The organism is Shewanella sp. MSW, from assembly GCF_007636515.1.
Classification (GTDB): Bacteria; Pseudomonadota; Gammaproteobacteria; order Enterobacterales; family Shewanellaceae; genus Shewanella; species Shewanella indica.
The window spans coordinates 26,862-46,410 of sequence record NZ_LVDR01000014.1 but is presented as its reverse complement, the minus strand read 5'-3'; the positions used below and the strand labels follow the sequence as shown (position 1 = coordinate 46,410).

Sequence of the window (19,549 nt, the reverse complement as noted above, 5' to 3'; positions counted from 1 at the left end):
GTTGCAAAATTACCGGACATTTTGCGTATGTCGCCCGATGCAGCTAACACTCTTTTGTTAGCTGTTTTTTTGCTTTTTTGTTAATCAACTGCTTGATTTATAAGCATAGCAAGATAATGAAGCCACAAGGAGACGCCCATGAAGCGGGTGCTGCTGACTGTGAAAGGCAAGGTGCAGGGAGTCTGTTTCAGACGTTTTACCCAGCAAAAGGCTCAGTCACTGGGGGTGACGGGGTATGTGCGCAACAAAGAAGATGGTTCGGTTGAAGTGTTGGCGCAGGGGGCTTATCCGGCCGTCGATCACTTAATAACCTGGTGCGAACAGGGGCCACCTCAGGCGCGGGTTGATAGTGTCTATGTGGAAGAAGACGAGGCAGATGAGATCTACCTCGACTTCTCTATCAGTCACTGATCAGAGCTCTTCGCCACTATCGGCTTGAGTTTGGCTACCTGGCTGGGTCATACGCCTTACCTGTAGGATCATCCCCATTCTGGGATGATCGAAGTAGTGTATTTCCCCGCTGCGAATACGGCGATTTTGCTCCATGGGAATGCTGTAAAGAAAGGGAGTTTGCAGCTCAGGCTCACCTTCCTGGGTGGCCAGAGATTTATAGCCGGCTTCCCTGAGGTTAAAGCGGGTTTCCACATAGAGATAATGGCTGAGATAGATATTCAAAAGCCCATCAAGCTCCCACACAGCCTTGGGCGTTTGCGGCACCATCAAGCTGCCAAGCGCTGCATATTCCTCACTGCCCATTTGAGTTGGTTCACTCAGGCCATTGTCCAATGCTTGCTCAGGCAGTTTTTCTTCAGATAAGTCTTCTGATAAACCATTCAAAGATGAGTTCGAAGCCGTGTCCAACTGGCTCTGGGGCAAGCCTGAAAGCTTGAAGTCCGAGCCAAAGTTACGGCCACCAAAGAGATGCAGTGCCTCGGCTCTGTGGCGGGGTTTCATCTGTTGCTGCCAGGTGAGATGCAAAAGCCCTTTCAAACCGCGTTGCCGCTTGAGGGCATTGATAACACCGCCAAATTGGGCCCGACTTTCACTGAGCAGCAAAGCGCCGGGTTGGGCGGCTGTGCTGCTGTCTCTGGGGCTGATATTCACAGGCAACTGCTTGGGCATACGGATTTCCGCTTGCTGCTGTTGGCAAGGCAAAGCGGCGGCATCCGCTTGAGTCGTGTTATCGGCCTGGGCCAGAGATATCACTTGGCCTGCCTGAAGGGGGCGGCCGCGCTGGAAGTCAAAGGCATCTTTATTGAGAGCCTTATCTGCTGCGCTGTTTGCAGATTGAGATTGCCATTGCGGATCACAGTCTCCCACAGCCATGCTGCCTGAGCTGATTTGGGTGGCGACCTGGGGAGTGATCAAGTCTATGGTCTTGTTCAGCGTGAGCTCCAGCGGCGTATCCGGCCACTTTTCCGTGCTTGGCCCGGGGCGCTCAAACAGGTATACCTCGACTTCGTACCAAGGATATTGTGCCGCCTGCAATACAGGCGAAAGTGTCAGCCCCAGAGCCAGGGTTGCCAGCATATTTCGATACACTATTTTTCTCCCACAGTGTGTTGTGCCAGTTGTTGCAGCAGTAGACCCACCATCTCCAGGCGTTCTTTACTGCTTTCGGCCGCCAGGGTGAACTTTAACTTATTCGGTCCATCCATTCGATAGATTTGTGGCTGGGATTGCAACAGGCCGATGATAAAGCCGGGATCGATAATATGATCGTCACTGAACTCGACACTGCCGCCGCGGGCGTGAAAATCGAGTTTTTTCAGCCCGAGCGCGGTGGCCTGATGCTTGTACAGTGTCAGTTGCATCAGGTTTCGGGTGGCTTCAGGCAACAAACCGAAACGGTCAATCAGTTCCACCTTGAGCTCATCCAGCGCCGCTTCCGTAGTGCAGTTGGCTATCCGTTTGTAGAGCGACAGGCGAATATTGACATCGCCCACATAGTCTTCCGGCAACAGCGCCGGGATCCTCAGCTCGATTTCACACTGCTGGTTGAGCATCTGCGCCAGGGATGGCTCCTTGCCCTGTTTCAGCGCCTTGACCGCCGACTCCAGCATCTCCATATAGAGGCTGAAGCCTATCTTGGAGATGTGGCCACTCTGTTCATCCCCCAGCAATTCACCGGCGCCGCGGATCTCCAGATCCTGAGTCGCCAGCATAAAGCCGGCGCCGAGATCCTCCAGGGCGTCAATCGCTTCCAGGCGCTTGCGGGCATCTGAGGTCATGCGTTTCGGATGCGGGGTCATCAGATAGGCATAAGCCTGGTGATGGGAGCGGCCAACCCGGCCCCTGAGCTGATGCAGCTGCGCCAATCCGAAGGTGTCGGCCCGTTCTATGATGATGGTGTTGGCGCTCGGCACATCGATACCGGTTTCAATAATGGTGGTACACACCAACACGTTGTAGCGTCTGTGGTAGAAATCGGACATTACCCGCTCCAGCTCGCGCTCACGCATCTGGCCGTGGGCCACTACCACTCTGGCATCGGGCAACAGCTCGCGCAGCTCCTCGGCGCGTTTCTCTATGCTCTCCACATTGTTGTGCAGGTAATAGACCTGGCCGCCGCGGAGGATCTCCCGCTCTATGGCCTCACGGACACTGGCCTTGTCGTATTCGCGCACGAAGGTTTTCACCGCCAGGCGTTTGGCCGGCGGGGTGGCGATAATCGACAGATCCCGCATGCCGGACATGGCCATATTCAGGGTGCGGGGAATTGGGGTCGCCGTCAGGGTGAGAATGTCCACATTGGCCCTGAGCGCCTTGATCTTCTCTTTCTGCCGTACCCCGAACCTGTGCTCCTCATCTATGATAAGCAGGCCGAGGGCGTCAAATTTTACCTCGCTGTTGAGCAGCTTATGGGTGCCGATAACAATATCCACCTTGCCGTTTGCCAGGTCGGCAATCACCTGTTGCTGCTCTTTGGCGGTGCGAAAACGGGACATGACTTCAATCTGCACCGGCCAGTCGGCGAACCTGTCCTTGAAGTTTTCATAGTGCTGCTGAGCCAGCAGAGTCGTGGGCACCAACACCACCACCTGCTTGCCGGCGTTGACGGCAACAAAGGCGGCGCGCATGGCCACTTCTGTCTTGCCAAAGCCCACGTCACCACAGATCAGACGGTCCATAGCCACCGGTGACTGCATATCGGCGAGAACGGCTGCGATGGAAGTTTCCTGATCCACTGTCTCTTCGAACGGGAAACCCTGGGCGAACAGGGCGTATTCGGCCTCATCCAGTTCACAGGCCTCGCCGGGGCGGGCCTGACGGCGAGCGTAAACATCCAGCAGCTCGGCGGCCACATCGCGAATGCGCTCTATCGCCTTCTTCTTGGCCTTGGCCCAGCTCTCGTTGCCCAACTTGTTGAGGTTGGGGGATTCATCCGGCGCCACTGCGTAGCGGCTGATGAGGTGCAGCGATGACACAGGCACATAGAGTTTGTCGCCACCGGCATATTCCAGCTTGAGGTATTCGGCCACCACGCCGCCGGTATCCAGGGTTTCCAGCCCCTGATAGAGGGCGACCCCGTGTTCCAGGTGCACTATGGGTTGGCCGACCTTGAGCTCGGCGAGGTTTTTAATCAGGGCATCGCTGCTGATCTGCCGCTGTTTTTCCCGTCGTCTCTGCTGGGAGATCCGCTGACCGAAGAGTTCGGTCTCGCAAATAATGCTCAGCTTGGGCTCATGGAGTACGCAGCCCTTGGCAAGGGGTGAGACGATTAACCCCAGCTGTGCATCCGAGTCGATAAACGCCTTGAGATGCGGGAACAGTACCGGGCGCAACTCTATCTTGGCCAGCAGCTCCATCAGCGCCTCGCGGCGGCCTTCGGATTCGGCGCTCAGCAGGACTCTGCCTGCCGAGGTGATATAGTCGGCCAATGCCTGCAAGGGCTGCTTCAGCTTATGGTTGACCGAGATATCCGGCAGCGCGCTTACTGCAGCCAATTGCTGCTGTTTTTGGGCATCTACCTGGCTCAGTTGCAGTCTTGGCCAGCGCTTGAAGGCGGCAAACAGCTGCTCGGTCAACAGATATAGGTCTGCCGGGGCCAGCAAGGGCCGCAGCGGATCGACCCGCCTGTCTTCATAGCGATTGCGCACCTGAGTCAGATGTGCGTCGGCGGCCTGCTGCAGGTCGCCCAGCGTCAGCAGTTGCACATCGCCGGCAAAATAGTCGAATAGGGTCGCGGTTTCGTCAAAGAACAAGGGCAGGTAGTTTTCGATACCGGCGGGCATCAAATGGCGACTCACCTGCTGATAGATGGACTCGGGCTCTTTAACCAATACTTCAAAATAGCGCCGATAACGCTGGCGGAAGCCTTCTATGGCCCGTTCATCAGTGGGGAACTCCTTGGCCGGCAGCATTCGTACCTGCGACAGGGGTTCCTTGGATAGCTGGGTTTCAGGATCGAAATGGCGAATCGATTCCACTTCATCATCGAACAGTTCAATTCGCAGCGGCTCGGCTGAGCCCATGGGAAAGATATCCAGTATCGAGCCGCGAATGGCAAATTCGCCATGTTCATAAACCTGGCCGACCAGATGATAACCGGCGCTGACCAAGTGCTCGCGCATCTGTTGCAGGCTGTAGTTGTCGCCCTTATTCAGCAACATCACATTGGCCGACAGGAAAGACTTGGGCGGCAGTCGTACCATCAGGGTGTTGATGGGCACTATTACCAGGGCACGCTTGGCACTCGGCAATCTTGACAGGGTTTCCAGCCGCTGGGAGATCAGATCCTGATGCGGCGAAAAGCTGTCGTAGGGCAGGGTCTCCCGGTCGGGAAACAACCACACGGGCAGGGCATCACCCAAAAGGTATTTGAGTTCGGCTTCCAGTGTCAGGGCGGTTGGCGTATCCGCTGTTACCAACAGGCTGACACCTTGATGTTGGCGGGCGAGGTTGGCCAAGGTCAGCGCGCGCTCCACGCCTTCGCCGAGGCCGAGATGGCGTATCTCGCCGGCCTTTGGGGCACCCTCAGGCGCCAGTACAGAAAACTTATTCATTGAAGATGTGATAACAGATTCATTCTGAATGGATTGCGCACCATTGTAGAGATTTAGGATGGCTCGTGCCAGTTGGGATCCTGACTGGCCTTACGCCGCTTGAGCTGCTTTTGTTGCACGCTGAGACTGGCCTTGACCAAGAGTTCGATATCGGCATCCTGGATCACCCGATAGTCGAGATCGGCCAGAAACTGGCCTTCATGGCCTGGGTCGGCGCGGCATTCCCGCACCGAGGCGATGCACTGCAAGGACAGGATTTCATCGCGAATAAACAGGGTCAGCTTGCAAAATGTACCGGCGTCCAGTGCCTGGGGTAACTGCACCCGCACGCCGCTGCCGCCAAATTGCACCCCGGGGCAGTGTTGGCCTTCGCGGCTCTCCTGCTCCAATACGTGCTGTAACACCAGATCTATCTTACGGGACTGGAGTTTGAGGTAGTCGACTATCGCCCGGCCCTCATCGCCGAGTTGCCTCAGCTGCAACAAACAGCCGGCTTCCAGCGCCTTGACCTCGCTCATCAGTTTCAAGCCGGTGGATTGCATCGCCAGCAGCTGGCTCTCGGTCGGCAAGGGAGTGTCCTTGGGCCAGAGGCTGAGATAGACATCGAAGGCGTGGGGCACGCTGAAGTATGGATTGGATTCAGGAAACAAGGTCCCGCCTCTTGTATTTACCCGGTCAATCCACCTATTATCGTGCCCACTTCATTGATTTAGCAAGCGCAGCGCACAGGACATGCTATCCCTCTCATGAATCCGGGACTCTCATTTTACATAGGTTATCGTTACTGGCGTGCCCGCAAGGCCAACGCTTTTGCTTCCTTTATTACCTTCTTCGCCGTCAGCGGGATTTTTCTCGGGGTGGCAGCATTGATTATTGTCAGCTCTGTGATGAACGGCCTGGAAGGCCAGCTCAAGACCCGTATCCTGGGGGCCATTCCACAACTGACAGTACATACAGACCACTCTTTTGATGACTGGCAAAGCTTTAAAGGTGATTTACAGCAATTGCCCGGCGTGCTTGGGCTGGCGCCTTCGGCGACCACCCAGGCGATGGCCCAGTCGGCCGATAATATCAGTGCGGTGCAGCTCTATGGCATCTACCCCGAGGCCGAAAAAAATCTCTCGGTTGTAGCCAAACACGCCTATCTGGATGCCTTCGATTCGCTCAGCAGCGGCAGCTACCGGGTGTTGTTGGGCTCAGAGCTGGCACGGCGGCTTAATGTTGCCACCGGAGACAAGCTGCGCCTGCTCAGCGGTGATGGTGTGGTGTACTCGCCGCTTGGGCCTGTTCCCAGCCAGCGAATTTTTGAAGTGGCGGGTATTTTTGAGATGGGTTCTCAGGTCGATGCCGGGGTGGCTTTTCTGCACTATGAAGATGCCCGCCGTTTGATGCGTCAGTCGCCAAAGCAAATTCAGGATCTCAGGCTGTTTCTGAGCGACCCCTTCAGCGCCCCGGCGCTGACGCCCAAGGTTGAACATTTGTTCGAAGCTAAGGGCGTTGAGGTGAGCGTCAGCGACTGGCGTGACAGTTATGGCCATCTCTTCGCCGCGGTGAAGATGGAAAAGAACATGATGTCTTTGATGTTAAGCCTGATTGTCGCGGTGGCAGCCTTCAATATTGTCTCGGCGCTGGTGATGATGGTGGTGGATAAAACTGCCGATGTCGCAGTGCTCAAGACCCAGGGGCTGGGCAGGCTGGATATCATGACCATTTTTATCTCCCAGGGCTCCCTCAACGCTCTGATAGGCCTGGCGCTGGGCCTCGGGGTTGGCATAGTGGCCACCCTCAACATCAATCCGCTGCTGTCGACCCTGGGGATTGCTGTATTGGGCGCCGGGCAGAGGTTACCCGTGCAGCTGGAACCACAGCAACTGGTGCTTATCGCCATCGGCACTCTGCTGATGACCCTGGCCGCCACCTTGTACCCGGCCATTCGGGCCGCCCGGGTAGAACCTGCGACTGCACTTAGATATGAATAAGAGAATCAATACCATGCAACAAGCCGCGCTCCTTGAAGCCAAAGCCGTCAGCAAGAGTTATCAGGAAGGCAAGCTCAGCACCAAGGTGCTGGAGCAGGTCGACCTCAAGGTGTATCCGGGGGAGCAGTTGGCGATTGTCGGCAGTTCTGGCTCAGGCAAGAGTACCTTGCTGCATATTCTTGGCACCTTGGATAAGCCTTCTGCCGGTCAGGTATTGCTCGAAGGCGAGGACTTATACAAGGCCTCGGCCTCCCGCCAGGCACAGCTGCGCAATCAGGCGATGGGCTTTATCTACCAGTTTCATCATCTGTTACCCGAATTCAACGCCCTGGAAAATGTGGCCATGCCGGGGCTGATTGCCGGTCGCCCCAAGGCGGAAGTGCGAGCGCAGGCCAGGGCCTTGCTCGAAAGAGTGGGGCTGGGACATAGATTGGATCACACCCCGGCGGAGCTTTCCGGTGGTGAGCGCCAGCGGGTGGCCATTGCCAGGGCCTTGATCAACAGCCCCAAAGTGGTACTTGCCGATGAACCTACGGGTAACCTGGATGCCCACAGCGGCGAGGCTGTCTATGAGCTTATCCGCGAGCTGGCCTCGCAACTGGGCACGGCTTTTGTGGTGGTAACCCATGATCATCAACTGGCAGCCAGGATGGATAGGCAGCTGCAGATGGTCGATGGTCGTTTGTCGGCGCCGGAGGCGGGCCAATGACGGCGCATCCCGCCTTGCTGCCCCTGGTCATCGGCTGGCGCTTTTACCGCGCCCGCCAGAGCAGCAGCTTTATCAGTTTTATCTCTTTTGCTTCCACCGCAGGTATCGCCCTCGGGGTTGCCGTGCTTATTCTGGTGCTGTCGGCGATGAATGGCTTTGAGCGCGAACTGGAGCAGCGCCTGCTCGGGGTTGTGCCCCAGGGGGAGTTGAGCCAGGTCCGCGAACCTATTCATGACTGGCGTCAGATAGTGTCGGACGCCGAGCAAATCGACGGCATCAGCGCCGCCGCTCCGCTGGTACGTATGCAGGGCTTGGTGCAAAAGCCGGGCGGTTTTGTTGGTTTGTCTGTGGTGGGGGTTAACCCCGAGGCCGAAGCGCGGGTTTCGACCCTGAGTCAGTATCTGACACAGGAAAGCTGGCAGAGCCTTGAGGGCGACAGCAATCATATCGTGCTGGGCCAGGGGATGCTGGACAAACTGGGACTTAAGGTGGGTGATCGCCTGACCCTCTATCTGCCATCACCCCATGGCCAGGGCAGTGGTCAACTGGCGCAGGCCCGCAGTCATTCACTGTTGATAAGCGGCAGTTTTCGTCTCGGCGGCGAGCTTGAATACACCACGGCTTATGTGCCCATGGCCTATGCCCAGCGCCTGCTTGGGCTTGCAGACGAGGTGACCGGGGTGAGAATCAAGGTTGAGCGGGTGTTTGAAGCGCCGCGGCTGATTCGCGAGCTGGGTTATGCCCAGAGCCAGACTTTGTATCTCAACGACTGGACCCGCACCCAGGGCCATCTTTACCAGGACATTCAGCTGGTGCGCGCCGTCATGTATCTGGTGCTGGCATTGGTAATAGGTGTGGCCTGTTTCAACATAGTCTCCACCCTGGTGATGGCGGTGCGTGACAAGGCTTCGGAAATCGCCATCTTGATGACCATGGGACTTAAGCGCGGCGCCGTGATGCTGGTATTTATTGTTCAGGGCGCGCTCAATGGTGTGCTGGGCTGTGCCATAGGAACCTTGCTGGGGGTATTGCTGGCCAAGAATCTTTCGGCTATCGCCAAGGGGATTGAGCAGTTGACCGGGCATAAGTTGCTCTCGGGGGATATCTATTTTATCGATTTCTTGCCATCCAGGCTCGAGCTCACCGATGTGCTGGTCGTGGTGGCTATGGCGCTGCTGATGAGTCTGCTGGCTACCCTGTATCCGGCGTTCAGGGCCAGTCGAATAGCCCCGGCAACCGCTCTGGCCGGGCGTTGATAAGCGACAGGCAGATCCTAAATAGCAAGAACCCGGCCATCGCCGGGTTCTTGCTATTTGTTGGTTGAATGCGCTTTGGGTTGCCAAATTTGGTCAGCGCTAAAACCATGTATTCCTAAAGTATCCCTGAATTGTGTCGCTCCAGTGACGTTACTGCCAGTAGCATCTAGTAGCATCTATTTGCGTCGTTTTTGCCACTGCAGATAGATGGAGTACTGCCAGGCACTCTTGATCACAAAATATCCTGTCAGGGCACTGACCACACCCAACACCAAACAACCGAACAGGAAAGGTGGGCCTATGGTGCTGATGGAGGATTCTATCCAGGCCCAACTGGCTTCGAAGACAAACTGCTGCGGCGGGTGATTGAGCAGCTTGGCACCTATCAAATAAGCCAGATAAAACATGGCCGGCATGGTTACTGGGTTAGTAATCCAAACCAGAGCGACTGACACCGGCAGGTTGACATGAAAGTAGATCGCCAGCGCCGCCGCCAACACCATTTGAAACGGCATTGGCATCCAGGCAACAAACAGGCCTATGGCGAAGGCGCCGGGGGCAGAGCGGCGATTCAGTGCCCAAAGATTGGGTTTGTTCAGCAGGCTGCCGAAGATCTTGAGGTGTTTATGATTCCTCAGTTTCTCCGGATCGGGCATGAATCTCTGAATGATCTTTTTTGGCATAGGCTCAGATTGCTGTCTTAAATTACTCAATGATGAATCAATGCTTATCGGGCTTTGGCATCGCCGTACTTTCGGCCATGCTTTGGCCCTGGATACCGCCCTTATTCTCATTGCCAATTATTGCAGTGCTGCTGGTTTTGTGCCTCAGAGTCTGGAGCGGGAGCTGGGTTCCCAAGGGAAGTGCTTTGCTCTATGGTGCTTTGGGCGGCGTGCTGTGGGTCAGTGTTTACTGTCAGTTAGTCATTGATATTAAAAGCCTTACTGACTCATTGTTCAGCTCTGAAACGTCTGTTAATCAGACACTGCGGGGCGAAATCATATCACTAGTTTCTGCAAACGGCGACTGGATCCGCATGGATATTCGGCCAATTGATGATAATTCTTTAACCCTTTGGGCGCCCCTGGCTCCAAAGTGGCGTTTGAGCTGGCAGGGAGATACATTGCCATCGCCGCAATTGGGTGAGGTGTGGCAGTTTGAAGTCAAACCCAGATCCTTTGCCGCCGTGCTCAATCAGGGCGGCTTCAATCGTCAGCGTTATCTGCTCGGTGAGCGGATAACCGCCAGAGGCCAGGTAACATCCGCCGAGCGGCTGTTGCCATCAACTGGGCTCAGGGCACGTTTGGTCACGGAGTTAACTCCAGTATTGGCCGAAATTGAGGGCGGCGATCTGCTGCTGGCGCTGACCTTAGGTGAGCGGTCACTCTTCTCCGAGGCGCGCTGGCAAGAGTTGCGCCAGTCCGGCAATGCCCACTTGGTGGCGATTTCGGGGTTGCATCTTTCGGTTGTCGCCTTCTGGTGTTATCTGCTGAGTTTTGGAGCGCTCAAGCGTTGGGCACCTGTCTATGGGCGGCGCAATCTGGTACTGGCATCTTTGGCGGCGTTGCTGATGGCACTCTTTTATGCCTATCTGGCAGGTTTTGCCATTGCCACCCAAAGAGCCTTGTTGATGCTGTGTTTGCTGGTGTTATCGACTTTAATGATGCGCTATACCTCGGCCTGGGAGCGGCTGTTGTGGGCACTGGCCTGCGTACTCTTGATAGATCCCTTGGCCAGTCTCAGCGGCGGCTTTTGGTTGTCATTTTCGGCGTTGGCGTTAATTTTGTTGAGCCTTAATTATCAAGTTCATAATCCTAAGGTTCTGGAGCAGGAGCAAGTACTGACCCACTGGCCAGCCAAGCTCAAGCGCTGGGCCTTGGCATTCTGGGCAATACAGTGGCGCCTTTGTCTGGGACTGTCGCTACTGCAGGCGATACTCTTCGGCGCCGTGACGGTTCACAGCCTGTGGCTCAACTTGCTGTTGGTGCCTTGGTTCAGTTTGCTGGTGATCCCCCTGGCGCTGCTGGCACTGCTGCTGTGGTCGGTGTTCTCCGCCTTGGGGATGGATGCTGTGGCACTTATGCCTTGGCAACTGGCGGCTTTCAGTCTCTGGCCGGTGCAAAAATTATGGCAGTTCAATAGTCAGCTTCCCGGTGGCTGGCTCATGTTGCCGCAGGCTCTCAGCGCCGCGGCGCTATTGTTGTTTCCGGCATGGCTTTGTTGGCGTATGTTGCCCAAGGGCCGGGGCGTGGCGATGTTGCTGATATTACCCTTTGTACTGCAGCTCGGGCTATGGCTTGGCCTGCTCAAACCCAAGGGCTGGCAAATGCATATGTTGGATGTGGGCCAGGGGCTGGCTGTGGTGGTACAAAAAGGGCCACATGCATTGCTTTATGATACAGGTGCGGCCTTTGGCGAGCGTTTCAGCTACGCCGAGCGGGTGATAGTGCCTTTTCTTGGTGCCAAAGGTGTGACCAAACTTGATTACCTGATTATCAGCCATGGCGATAATGACCACGCCGGTGGCGCCCAAGTGCTGATGCAGGCCTTTGACAAGGCAGGGTTGATCACCGATGTGTCTGAGCTCAAGAGCCGTTATTCAAAGCGTTGGCACAGGGGCTGCCGCCCGGGGATGCTCGATTGGCAAGGGATAGAGCTGAACTTTCTTGGCCCCCAAGTACCTGAGCCTGGCAATAACGGCTCTTGCGTGCTGCAGCTCTTCGATGGTCATCATAGAGTGTTGCTGCCGGGGGATATAGAACTGGCCGGTGAGGTCGCCTTATTGCATGGAAAAAGCGCAATCGAGAGTGATATTTTACTGGCGCCCCATCATGGCAGTCGCACCTCATCTCACCCTGAGTTTATCGGCGCAATAGCACCTGAGCGGGTGTTGTTTGCGGCCGGGCATGGCAATCGCTGGGGGTTTCCCAAGGAAGATATACGCTTGAGGTATCGGGCCTTTGGCGCCCAAGCCTTGATTTCCGGCGAGCTGGGGCAGGTGAGTATCCACTTTGATGGGCAAGGTTACACAGTGCACAGTTACCGCCAGGATCTGGCGCCATTTTGGTATAACCGCTTGTTTGGGTTTGGTATGGCAGGGAATCCAGAGTAGAATGGCGACTTTGTCATAAATATAGTTTCGCTGATGAGCACATCTCAACAACGTGAAGTCTGGACAGTTTTCAGACGTTTGCTGACCTATCTCAAGCCCCTCAAAGGGGTATTTGTCATCTCGATTCTGGCGTTGATCACCTATGGGGTTGTGGACGCTACTTTTATCGCTTTTGTGAAACCTTTTATTGATGAGGGGTTTGCCAATAATTCTGTCGTGGCCGGCGTCGAGCTGGGCACCTCCAAAGGGTTTAATGCCAGCTCGGATGTGTTGACCATGGCCCCCTTTGTGGTAGTGGGGCTATTCAGTCTTCGGGGGGTGGCCAACTTTGTCTCTACCTATGGCATCTCTTATATCAGCGCCAAGCTTATTCAGGACATGCGTCAGCAGGTGTTTGAACACATACTGTCGCTGCCTGTCAGCTATATGGACAGGGAAAACACAGGTTCCTTGATCTCCAAAGTGACCTTTGACACAGAGCAAATCGCCAGAGCCTCCGGCAGTGCGCTGATCACCTTGGTGAGAGACAGCGTTACTGTCATAGGCATGCTGGGGTTGATGTTCTATTACTCCTGGAAACTGTCACTGTGTATTCTGATCATTGGTCCTTTCATCGGGGTGGTGATTGCCGTTGTCAGCCGCCGCTTCCGTAAAGTATCGCGGCAGATCCAGGGGGCCATGGGCTCGGTGACTGCTGTGACCGAGCAGATGATCAAGGGCCACAAAAACGTATTGTCTTTCGGTGGTCAGAAGACAGAGGCCGATCGCTTTGCCAAGGTCAACGATCACAACCGTTATCAGAACATGAAATTGGCGGCGGCCCAGGCCATCAGCCAGCCGCTTATCATGATCATAGGCTCCTTTGCATTGGCCTTTGTGCTCTATGCTGCCAGCTTTGACAGTCTGAAGGATGAACTGACGGCGGGTACCTTTGCCACTATCCTGGGCGCCATGCTGGCGATGTTGCAGCCCATCAAGAACTTGACCCGGGTCAACGCCGAGTTTCAACGGGGTATTGCCGCCTGTACCACAGTGTTTGAGCTGCTGGATACCCCGGGGGAATCCGATAGCGGCACTCACACAGTAGAGCGGGTTGAGGGTAATCTGCGTTTCGATAATGTCAGCTTTGGTTATCCGGGGCAGGAGCGTTTGGCGCTTGAGAATATCGACTTTGAAGTGCGTCAGGGACAGACTCTGGCGCTGGTGGGCCGCTCAGGCTCGGGTAAGTCGACTATCGCCAGTCTGGTGACCCGTTTCTACACCGGGCTAAAACAGGGGGAGATCACCCTGGATGATGTCAGTATTTACGACTATTCACTCAAGTGTCTGCGTAGCCAGGTCGCCTTGGTGTCGCAGCAGGTCACCCTGTTCAACGACACCATAGCCAACAATATTGCTTATGCTTACCCAGGCGAGGCTACCCGGGAGCAGATAGTAAACGCTGCCAGATTGGCCTATGCGATGGAGTTTATCGAAACCTTGCCCCAAGGATTGGATACCGAGATAGGTGAGAACGGCGTGATGCTGTCCGGTGGTCAACGTCAGCGGATCGCCATTGCCAGAGCCATTCTCAGAGACGCCCCTGTGTTGATCCTCGATGAGGCAACCTCGGCACTGGATACCGAATCAGAGAAGGCGATTCAAAAGGGGCTGGATAACCTGCGCCGCAATCGCACCTCGATTGTGATTGCCCACAGACTGTCAACCATTGAGAGTGCCGATCAGATTTTGGTGGTCGATCAGGGTAAGATCCTCGAGCGCGGCACGCATCAGAGCCTGCTGGAAAAGGATGGGACGTACGCCAAGTTGTACCAGATGCAATTCGGAGGTTAAGTGGAAGCTCTGCTTAACCGTATCTGGTATCAGAAGCATTGGGCAAGGTGGTTGCTTTGGCCGCTTTCCTGGCTGTTCGCCTTGCTCAGCGCCCTGAGACGTCTGGGGTTTAAGTTTGGACTCAAGGCCTCGCAAACTCTGCCTGTACCTGTGATCATAGTCGGTAATATCACTGTCGGCGGCAGCGGCAAGACGCCTACCGTTATCTATCTGATTGAGTTGCTAAGGCACTATGGCTATCGGCCCGGGGTAATAAGCCGTGGTTATGGCAGTGGTCAAACCGAACCTAGGCTGGTGCCTCCCGGGGCCAATCCGAGCGATTTTGGCGATGAGCCGGCGATGATAGTGGCCCGCACTCAAGTGCCTATGGCCGTGGGAGTGGATCGTATCGCCACCGCCGAGTTGCTGCTGGCGTCCACTGAGGTGGATATTATTATCAGTGATGATGGTTTGCAGCACTATCGACTGGCGCGGGATATCGAAGTGGTGGTTGTCGATGCCAGCCGCCGCTTGGGCAATGGTATGTTACTGCCGGCGGGCCCCTTGAGAGAAGGCGCCTGGCGCTTGGAAACTGCCGACTTGGTAATCCATAACGGCGAAGCCAGCGATACCGTCAGAGAGTTTGGTATGCAGCTTATACCCGGCGCAGTGCTGAGTGTTGCAGGGGAAAACCAGGCTCAGGCCCCCACAGCGCCTATGGCGGTAAAGGCTATGGCGGGTATTGGTAATCCGGAACGTTTTTTTGAAACCCTCTCTCGGATGGGGTTCAAGCTTGAAGCCCAAGAGGTCTTTGCCGATCATCAGGCCTACAGCCCAGAGGCCTTGACCGCCCTTGGTGACGAGCTGCCACTGCTGATGACAGAAAAAGATGCGATCAAGTGTCGCGAATTTGCAAAACAACACTGGTGGTATCTGGCCGTCAATGCCAAGCTATCACCCCAATTCGATGCCCAATTGCTGACCCGGGTGCGGGAGGCGATGGCAAACAAACAAAAGGCAAACCAAAAAGGATAGTCTGATGGCGTTTGATAAGAAACTATTGGAAATCGTAGCCTGCCCGGTATGTAAAGGCAGACTGGAATATGACAAGCAGGCACAACAACTTATCTGTAAGGCAGATAGGCTGGCTTACCCTATCAATGACGGGATCCCTGTGTTGTTGGCTGACAAGGCCGAACCTTGGCAAGAAAAACAGTAATAGTTCCCGCTCTTAAACTCCGATCAGCCTTGCTGATCGGAGCCTGCTAAAAGCCTATCCGCTAGCCCCCCTCATTAGTAGCAGTTGATTTGTTCACAGCTTGTTAATCCTATTTTTTTGCTGTTTTTATTATTAACCATTTGTGGCGAATTTCACTTGGGATTCGTTAAATAACAAGAGTTTATCTTGAGTTAGTTTGCTTCGAACGCCACGCCCTAAGATACTAATAAGTATTTTCTGTGACTTACAACAAACTCTTTGAAGGAAACCCTGTAGATGACTCAACCCAAATTCAATCAATATGTTCTGCGGGTGCTGGAAGCTCATCCCGGGGAACGTATTTGCTCGTTTGAATATGAGGGTAAAAAGTACTGGCTTAAACAAGCCGAGACACTGCAGGGAGCCATGCGGGTGTTGAAACCCAATCCCCAACTGGCGCTTGAAAAAGAGAAACAGACTCTGGAGCACCTGGCCAGTTGCTCAGCCCCGGTGCCGCGTATTGTTCAGGCCGACAAGGGCTACTTTGTGGTGGAGGATGTTGGGGTAACAGTCAGAGAATGGTTGATAATCAAGTCGCAAGATAAACCGGGCATGCAACAGATCCTCAATGACAGCGCCGCTGCGCTGGCTGGTTTACACAGCATGGGACTGGCCCATGGCCGTCCGGCGCTCAGAGATATCAGTTGGCAGCAAGGGCAGGTGACTTTTATCGATTTTGAAGCCACTCAAAAGGGTCAAGACATGCTGATGCAGCAGATAAGGGATCTGCTGGTGTATATTCATAGCTTATACCGCTATATGGGGCCCGCCAATGAAGCGATAACCCAGGTGATAGCCAGTTATCGCCAAGCCGGCGGTGAAGCTATCTGGCGTGAGGCCAAAAGTTTCCTGATCAGTTGGCAGTGGTTATATCTGTTGCTGCGGCCTTTTCGTGATATCGGCGGCCGCGACCTTAAGCCCATCTATTGGGTGTTGTGGCATTTTCGCAATAATCCCCTCTAAATTTCTGTCTGATTAGTTTCACTCGGGACGTGTCCTGTTTGAAGTTGAAAACAGGGTGTCAAAAAAATGTTATTGGATGTAAGTTTGACCTTATCTAATAACGAACTGTAATGGCAGAAAAAAACACTTATTCAAGTTTACTTTTCATTAACATCATGAATAATGTCAAAAAATAATCTGGTCAAACCAGTTTATTTTTTAATCTTTATTAAGGTCTGTTTTACAAGGAAAACTCCCCAAAGCCGCTAAACTCAAGGGTTTTGAGGGGTGTACAAAATATAGACTGATTTTATAGAATGTCGTCCTCCTAAGGATTCGAAGAGATCCTGGGCTAAGTTCGAAGCAAGTCCTCATTCACGGCGGAAAGGAAATCTAAAGAGTTACTTGGCTTCCCTGTAAACCATATGCAAAGTCTGCAAGAACCTTTTTAGGTTTGCAGGGCTTTGTATTGCCTGAGAGACAGATATGACCCGTTCAGTTCTTCTGCTGCTTAGCAGCTTTTTGCTTGCCATGCCGGTATTGGCTCAGTCCCCTAACGGTGTACAAAAGAACTCCCATAGACATGCCGGGGTTAATGCAACGCCCGCCACTCAACTGAAACAACAGGCGATTTCTCAATCCCAAGCTCTCGCCAGAGGCTTGAGAGCCAAGAAAGATATTGGCTCGTTGCAATCTTTGGCCAAGTCCAGACAAATGGCCATGCTTGAGTTGGTGCGTAGCCAGCCTCAGGCTGCTTTGGGGCTGATATTACCAGAGTCTCTCAGAACCCAGAGCCCAACTGAGTTACAAACTTTTTTTGCATCCGAACAAGAGTTTCAGGGGAAGCTTGAGGTTATTTATGAGGAGTTGGCGACAGGTGATGGTCATAAACTCAGATACTTCCTCACCAGTGGCGAAACCTCAGTGGAGCTGTTTTTGCCCAAGGCCGAAGCTGCATTGAAAACCGGTATTCAAGTCAGGGTAAAAGGTTGGCAGTTTAAAGATGCGGCACAAGAGCCCAAGGCTGTAGTTCTTACCAAACCGGAAAATTTACAGGTTTTGGCTTTGGATGAAACGCAAAGCCAAAACCTGGTCAAGGGTACCGGGGCTGTACTCAGTGGCACCACGGGTGAGCAAAAACTCTTGGTATTGCTGCTTAACTTCCAGGATAACCCGAACCTGCAACCTTGGAGTATCGAGGAAGTTAAGCAGATGGTGTTCGGTAGAGTCAATGATTATTACCTGGAAGCCTCATACGGTCAGACCTGGCTCAGTGGTGATGTTAGCGACTATCTGACTTTGCCAATCGACACTAACTGTGATTATTTTGGAATGGACAGTTATGCCCAACAAGCCGCCAAAGATGCAGGTTTTGATCTGAGTCAGTACTCACGTTTGGTTTATCTCCTGCCTAAGAACAGTAGTTGCAGTTGGCGTGGTCAGGGGACGGTAGGTGGTAGTCCCTCCAGAGCCTGGATCAACGGTGAACTGAATTTGATGACCATAGGGCATGAGCTTGGGCATAACCTGGGCTTGAAACATGCCAAAGAACTTAACTGTGGTAGCGGCTATTTGAGTGATTCCTGTGTTGCCATTACCTATGGCGATACGCTGGACATCATGGGTAAGTCGGAAGGACATTTCAATTTGTTGAACAAGGCCCGCTTAGGTTGGTTGACCGAAGAGCGGGGCGATATTGTCAGCGCCGATGAAGCCGGTAGTTTTCAGCTGGCCCCCTATGAAAGTGATGCGCAAGGGGGGGCTCGCGGCCTGAAAGTTCGTCGTGGCACAGACAGTTTGAGTGGTGAGCCGCTTTGGTACTATCTTGAGTATCGTCAGCCTCTGGGGTTTGATGCCTTTATGGCAGGCAAGGCGGTGACTCAAGGCGTGCTGGTGCACCTTAACAGTAGCGATCAGGATATCGAGAGCAGTCAATTACTGGACATGACCCCGCAGAGTAGCCTGTTTGACCTCGACGATGCTGCCCTGGTTGTCGGCAACAGTTACACAGATAGCGATGCCGGCGTGAGTTTTACCACTGAATTTGCCGATGCCAACGGTGCTGGAGTTTATGTTGATTACCAGGGGAGGGCCTGTGTGGCAGCTGCGCCTGAGCTGGTGCTTGAGCAGCAAACCCCGCAGTGGGTTCAGCCGGGAACCTTGGTTACCTATAACGCAATACTGACCAACAGGGATAGTCTGGAATGTGCTGCCAGTGTGTTTGCGCTGAATGCTTCAGTACCTGCAGGTTGGCAATTCCAAGGGAGCAGTGTTGAGTTGGCTCCGGGTCAAAGTCAACCCGTGAGCTTTAGCTTGAGTTCGGCTGCAGATGTTACGCCTGGCCTTTATGAAGTTTCTGTGGTTGCCGCCAATCAAGCCGATAGTGGTTACCAGAGTGAAGTTCTGCTTGGATATATGGTGGACGAAGTCGCTGCGGTTTGTGAATTGGCTGCACCATCCTGGGCACTGGAGCAGGCCAATGTGATTGCTGTACCGGGGGAGACGGTAACTTATCAGGGGACTTTGACCAACAACAGCAACACGAGTTGTGAGGCGGCAGAATATCGACTGACGGCGGCTTTACCCAGCGGTTGGCAGGCAAACAGCGGTCGCGTTATTCTGGCCCCGGGGGAGAGTGCCAATGTCGGTATTCAGATTACCTCCAGTGAACAGAGTTCCGATGGGGTATACAATTTTAGTTTGGCAGCTGTGCAGAGCGATGCGCCGGAGTACCAGAGCTCGGCCTTGGCCAGCTATGTAGTGAAAACACCTTGTAGTTTGGTGGCGCCATTGGTCTCGGTCGTTGGTCCGGATGTCGCGGTCGCTGCCGGGGCTGCTCAAAGCTACCAACTGACTGTCAGCAATAAAAACAGTGGCAGTTGCCAGGCGTCCAGCTATCGCATTTTGGCCGATGTTCCCGCCGGATGGAGTAGTAACAGTCAGGATCTGAACCTGGCTCCGGGAGAGAGCAAAACGGTTTCTGTGACAGTGATTTCTGCTGCTAATGCTGAAGCCGGTGATTATGGGCTGACGTTCAGAGTCTTGGATAATGCTGATAGTGGTTACCAGGCAAGTACTGAAGCCTTGTTTTCAATTGCTGCTCCAGTGAATTCCGCCCCTGAAGCAGTGAATGATAGCGTCAGTATCGCCAGCAAGTCGGCGGTGAGTATCAATGTGCTTGGCAATGACACAGACGCGGATGACGATGTTTTGCAGGTTACGTCAGTTGGTCGCAGCAGTCTGGGCACGGTCGAGCTGTTGGCTAATGGACAGATAAGTTACACACCGGGTAAACGTTTCAAGAGCACAGATAGTTTCAGCTATACCATTTCTGATGGTAAAGAGAGTGCAACCGCAATTGTGACCATCAGTTTGAGCTCGACAGATTCCGGTAGCAGCCAAGGTGGCAATAAGGGAAAGGGTAAGCACTAGTTGATTTTGGTTTTGTATGACAATCAAACTGGCTGAAGCCAAG

The 19,549-nt window shown here is 54.0% G+C and carries 14 protein-coding genes; 10 read left to right on the top strand and 4 right to left on the bottom strand.

Annotation, left to right across the window (positions count from 1 at the left end):
• Positions 1 to 138: 138 nt before the first annotated feature.
• Entirely contained in the window at positions 139 to 411 is a 273-nt protein-coding gene (locus AYI96_RS14905; RefSeq protein ID WP_101056694.1) for an acylphosphatase, read from the top strand.
• On the opposite strand, the gene AYI96_RS14900 is transcribed toward AYI96_RS14905, so the two are convergent.
• From AYI96_RS14900 to AYI96_RS20580, 3 genes are read right to left on the bottom strand one after another with little or no spacing between them, the layout of a single operon-like run.
• Positions 412 to 1,542 (bottom strand): CsiV family protein, encoded by a 1,131-nt coding sequence (locus AYI96_RS14900; protein WP_144361876.1) that lies wholly within the window; start codon positions 1,540 to 1,542, stop codon positions 412 to 414. It abuts the gene before it with no gap.
• A complete protein-coding gene (gene mfd, locus AYI96_RS14895; RefSeq protein ID WP_144361875.1) occupies positions 1,542 to 5,006 on the bottom strand; it encodes a transcription-repair coupling factor in 3,465 nt (1,154 codons plus the stop codon). The genes AYI96_RS14900 and mfd overlap by 1 nt, the downstream gene beginning before the upstream one ends.
• A gap of 53 nt (positions 5,007 to 5,059) precedes the next feature.
• Complete coding sequence (locus AYI96_RS20580) at positions 5,060 to 5,656, bottom strand: hypothetical protein (RefSeq protein WP_028780486.1); 597 nt, start codon at positions 5,654 to 5,656, stop codon at positions 5,060 to 5,062.
• Between the two features lie 96 nt (positions 5,657 to 5,752).
• Here AYI96_RS20580 and AYI96_RS14880 point away from each other — a divergent pair, with 96 nt between their 5' ends.
• The 3 genes from AYI96_RS14880 to lolE are packed head-to-tail and all read left to right on the top strand — an operon-like array spanning position 5,753 to position 8,950.
• On the top strand, positions 5,753 to 6,985 hold the full coding sequence (locus tag AYI96_RS14880) for a lipoprotein-releasing ABC transporter permease subunit (RefSeq protein WP_101095808.1): 1,233 nt from the start codon (positions 5,753 to 5,755) through the stop codon (positions 6,983 to 6,985).
• Positions 6,978 to 7,694: a lipoprotein-releasing ABC transporter ATP-binding protein LolD gene (lolD, locus tag AYI96_RS14875; protein WP_044734777.1), complete on the top strand. Its 717-nt coding sequence runs from the start codon at positions 6,978 to 6,980 to the stop codon at positions 7,692 to 7,694. Before AYI96_RS14880 ends, lolD begins: the two co-directional genes overlap by 8 nt.
• Positions 7,691 to 8,950, top strand: a complete 1,260-nt coding sequence (lolE, locus tag AYI96_RS14870; protein WP_144361874.1) for a lipoprotein-releasing ABC transporter permease subunit LolE — start codon at positions 7,691 to 7,693, stop codon at positions 8,948 to 8,950. Before lolD ends, lolE begins: the two co-directional genes overlap by 4 nt.
• Before the next feature lie 176 nt (positions 8,951 to 9,126).
• Here the strand turns inward: lolE and AYI96_RS14865 are convergent, their stop codons facing one another.
• The gene (locus AYI96_RS14865) at positions 9,127 to 9,633 is read right to left on the bottom strand and encodes a DUF2062 domain-containing protein (protein ID WP_039035101.1); all 507 of its coding nucleotides are present in this window, start codon (positions 9,631 to 9,633) and stop codon (positions 9,127 to 9,129) included.
• Positions 9,634 to 9,662: 29 nt separating this feature from the next.
• On the opposite strand from AYI96_RS14865, the gene AYI96_RS14860 reads away from it, so the two are divergent.
• From AYI96_RS14860 to AYI96_RS14835, 6 genes are all read left to right on the top strand, one after another.
• Positions 9,663 to 12,062, top strand: a complete 2,400-nt coding sequence (locus AYI96_RS14860) for a DNA internalization-related competence protein ComEC/Rec2 (RefSeq protein ID WP_313954999.1) — start codon at positions 9,663 to 9,665, stop codon at positions 12,060 to 12,062.
• Positions 12,063 to 12,095: 33 nt separating this feature from the next.
• A complete protein-coding gene (msbA, locus tag AYI96_RS14855) occupies positions 12,096 to 13,895 on the top strand; it encodes a lipid A export permease/ATP-binding protein MsbA (RefSeq protein ID WP_144361873.1) in 1,800 nt (599 codons plus the stop codon).
• A complete protein-coding gene (gene lpxK, locus AYI96_RS14850) occupies positions 13,896 to 14,909 on the top strand; it encodes a tetraacyldisaccharide 4'-kinase (RefSeq protein ID WP_144361872.1) in 1,014 nt (337 codons plus the stop codon).
• A 4-nt stretch (positions 14,910 to 14,913) separates the two neighbouring features.
• Entirely contained in the window at positions 14,914 to 15,093 is a 180-nt protein-coding gene (locus tag AYI96_RS14845) for a Trm112 family protein (protein ID WP_039035097.1), read from the top strand.
• 276 nt (positions 15,094 to 15,369) lie between these two features.
• Entirely contained in the window at positions 15,370 to 16,095 is a 726-nt protein-coding gene (locus tag AYI96_RS14840) for a phosphotransferase (protein ID WP_071477429.1), read from the top strand.
• Positions 16,096 to 16,560: 465 nt separating this feature from the next.
• Positions 16,561 to 19,506 carry an NEW3 domain-containing protein gene (locus tag AYI96_RS14835; RefSeq protein ID WP_144361871.1) on the top strand — a complete coding sequence of 982 codons (2,946 nt, stop codon included), beginning with the start codon at positions 16,561 to 16,563 and terminating at the stop codon, positions 19,504 to 19,506.
• Positions 19,507 to 19,549: the final 43 nt, after the last annotated feature.

Coding starts and splice junctions, on each gene's coding strand:
- AYI96_RS14835 (WP_144361871.1), top strand. CDS start 16,561: ATGACCCGTTCAGTTCTTCTGCTGCTTAGCAGCTTTTTGCTTGCCATG.
- AYI96_RS14840 (WP_071477429.1), top strand. CDS start 15,370: ATGACTCAACCCAAATTCAATCAATATGTTCTGCGGGTGCTGGAAGCT.
- AYI96_RS14905 (WP_101056694.1), top strand. CDS start 139: ATGAAGCGGGTGCTGCTGACTGTGAAAGGCAAGGTGCAGGGAGTCTGT.
- lolE (WP_144361874.1), top strand. CDS start 7,691: ATGACGGCGCATCCCGCCTTGCTGCCCCTGGTCATCGGCTGGCGCTTT.
- mfd (WP_144361875.1), bottom strand. CDS start 5,006: ATGAATAAGTTTTCTGTACTGGCGCCTGAGGGTGCCCCAAAGGCCGGC.
- AYI96_RS14860 (WP_313954999.1), top strand. CDS start 9,663: ATGATGAATCAATGCTTATCGGGCTTTGGCATCGCCGTACTTTCGGCC.
- AYI96_RS14880 (WP_101095808.1), top strand. CDS start 5,753: ATGAATCCGGGACTCTCATTTTACATAGGTTATCGTTACTGGCGTGCC.
- lolD (WP_044734777.1), top strand. CDS start 6,978: ATGAATAAGAGAATCAATACCATGCAACAAGCCGCGCTCCTTGAAGCC.
- AYI96_RS14845 (WP_039035097.1), top strand. CDS start 14,914: ATGGCGTTTGATAAGAAACTATTGGAAATCGTAGCCTGCCCGGTATGT.
- msbA (WP_144361873.1), top strand. CDS start 12,096: ATGAGCACATCTCAACAACGTGAAGTCTGGACAGTTTTCAGACGTTTG.
- AYI96_RS14865 (WP_039035101.1), bottom strand. CDS start 9,633: ATGCCAAAAAAGATCATTCAGAGATTCATGCCCGATCCGGAGAAACTG.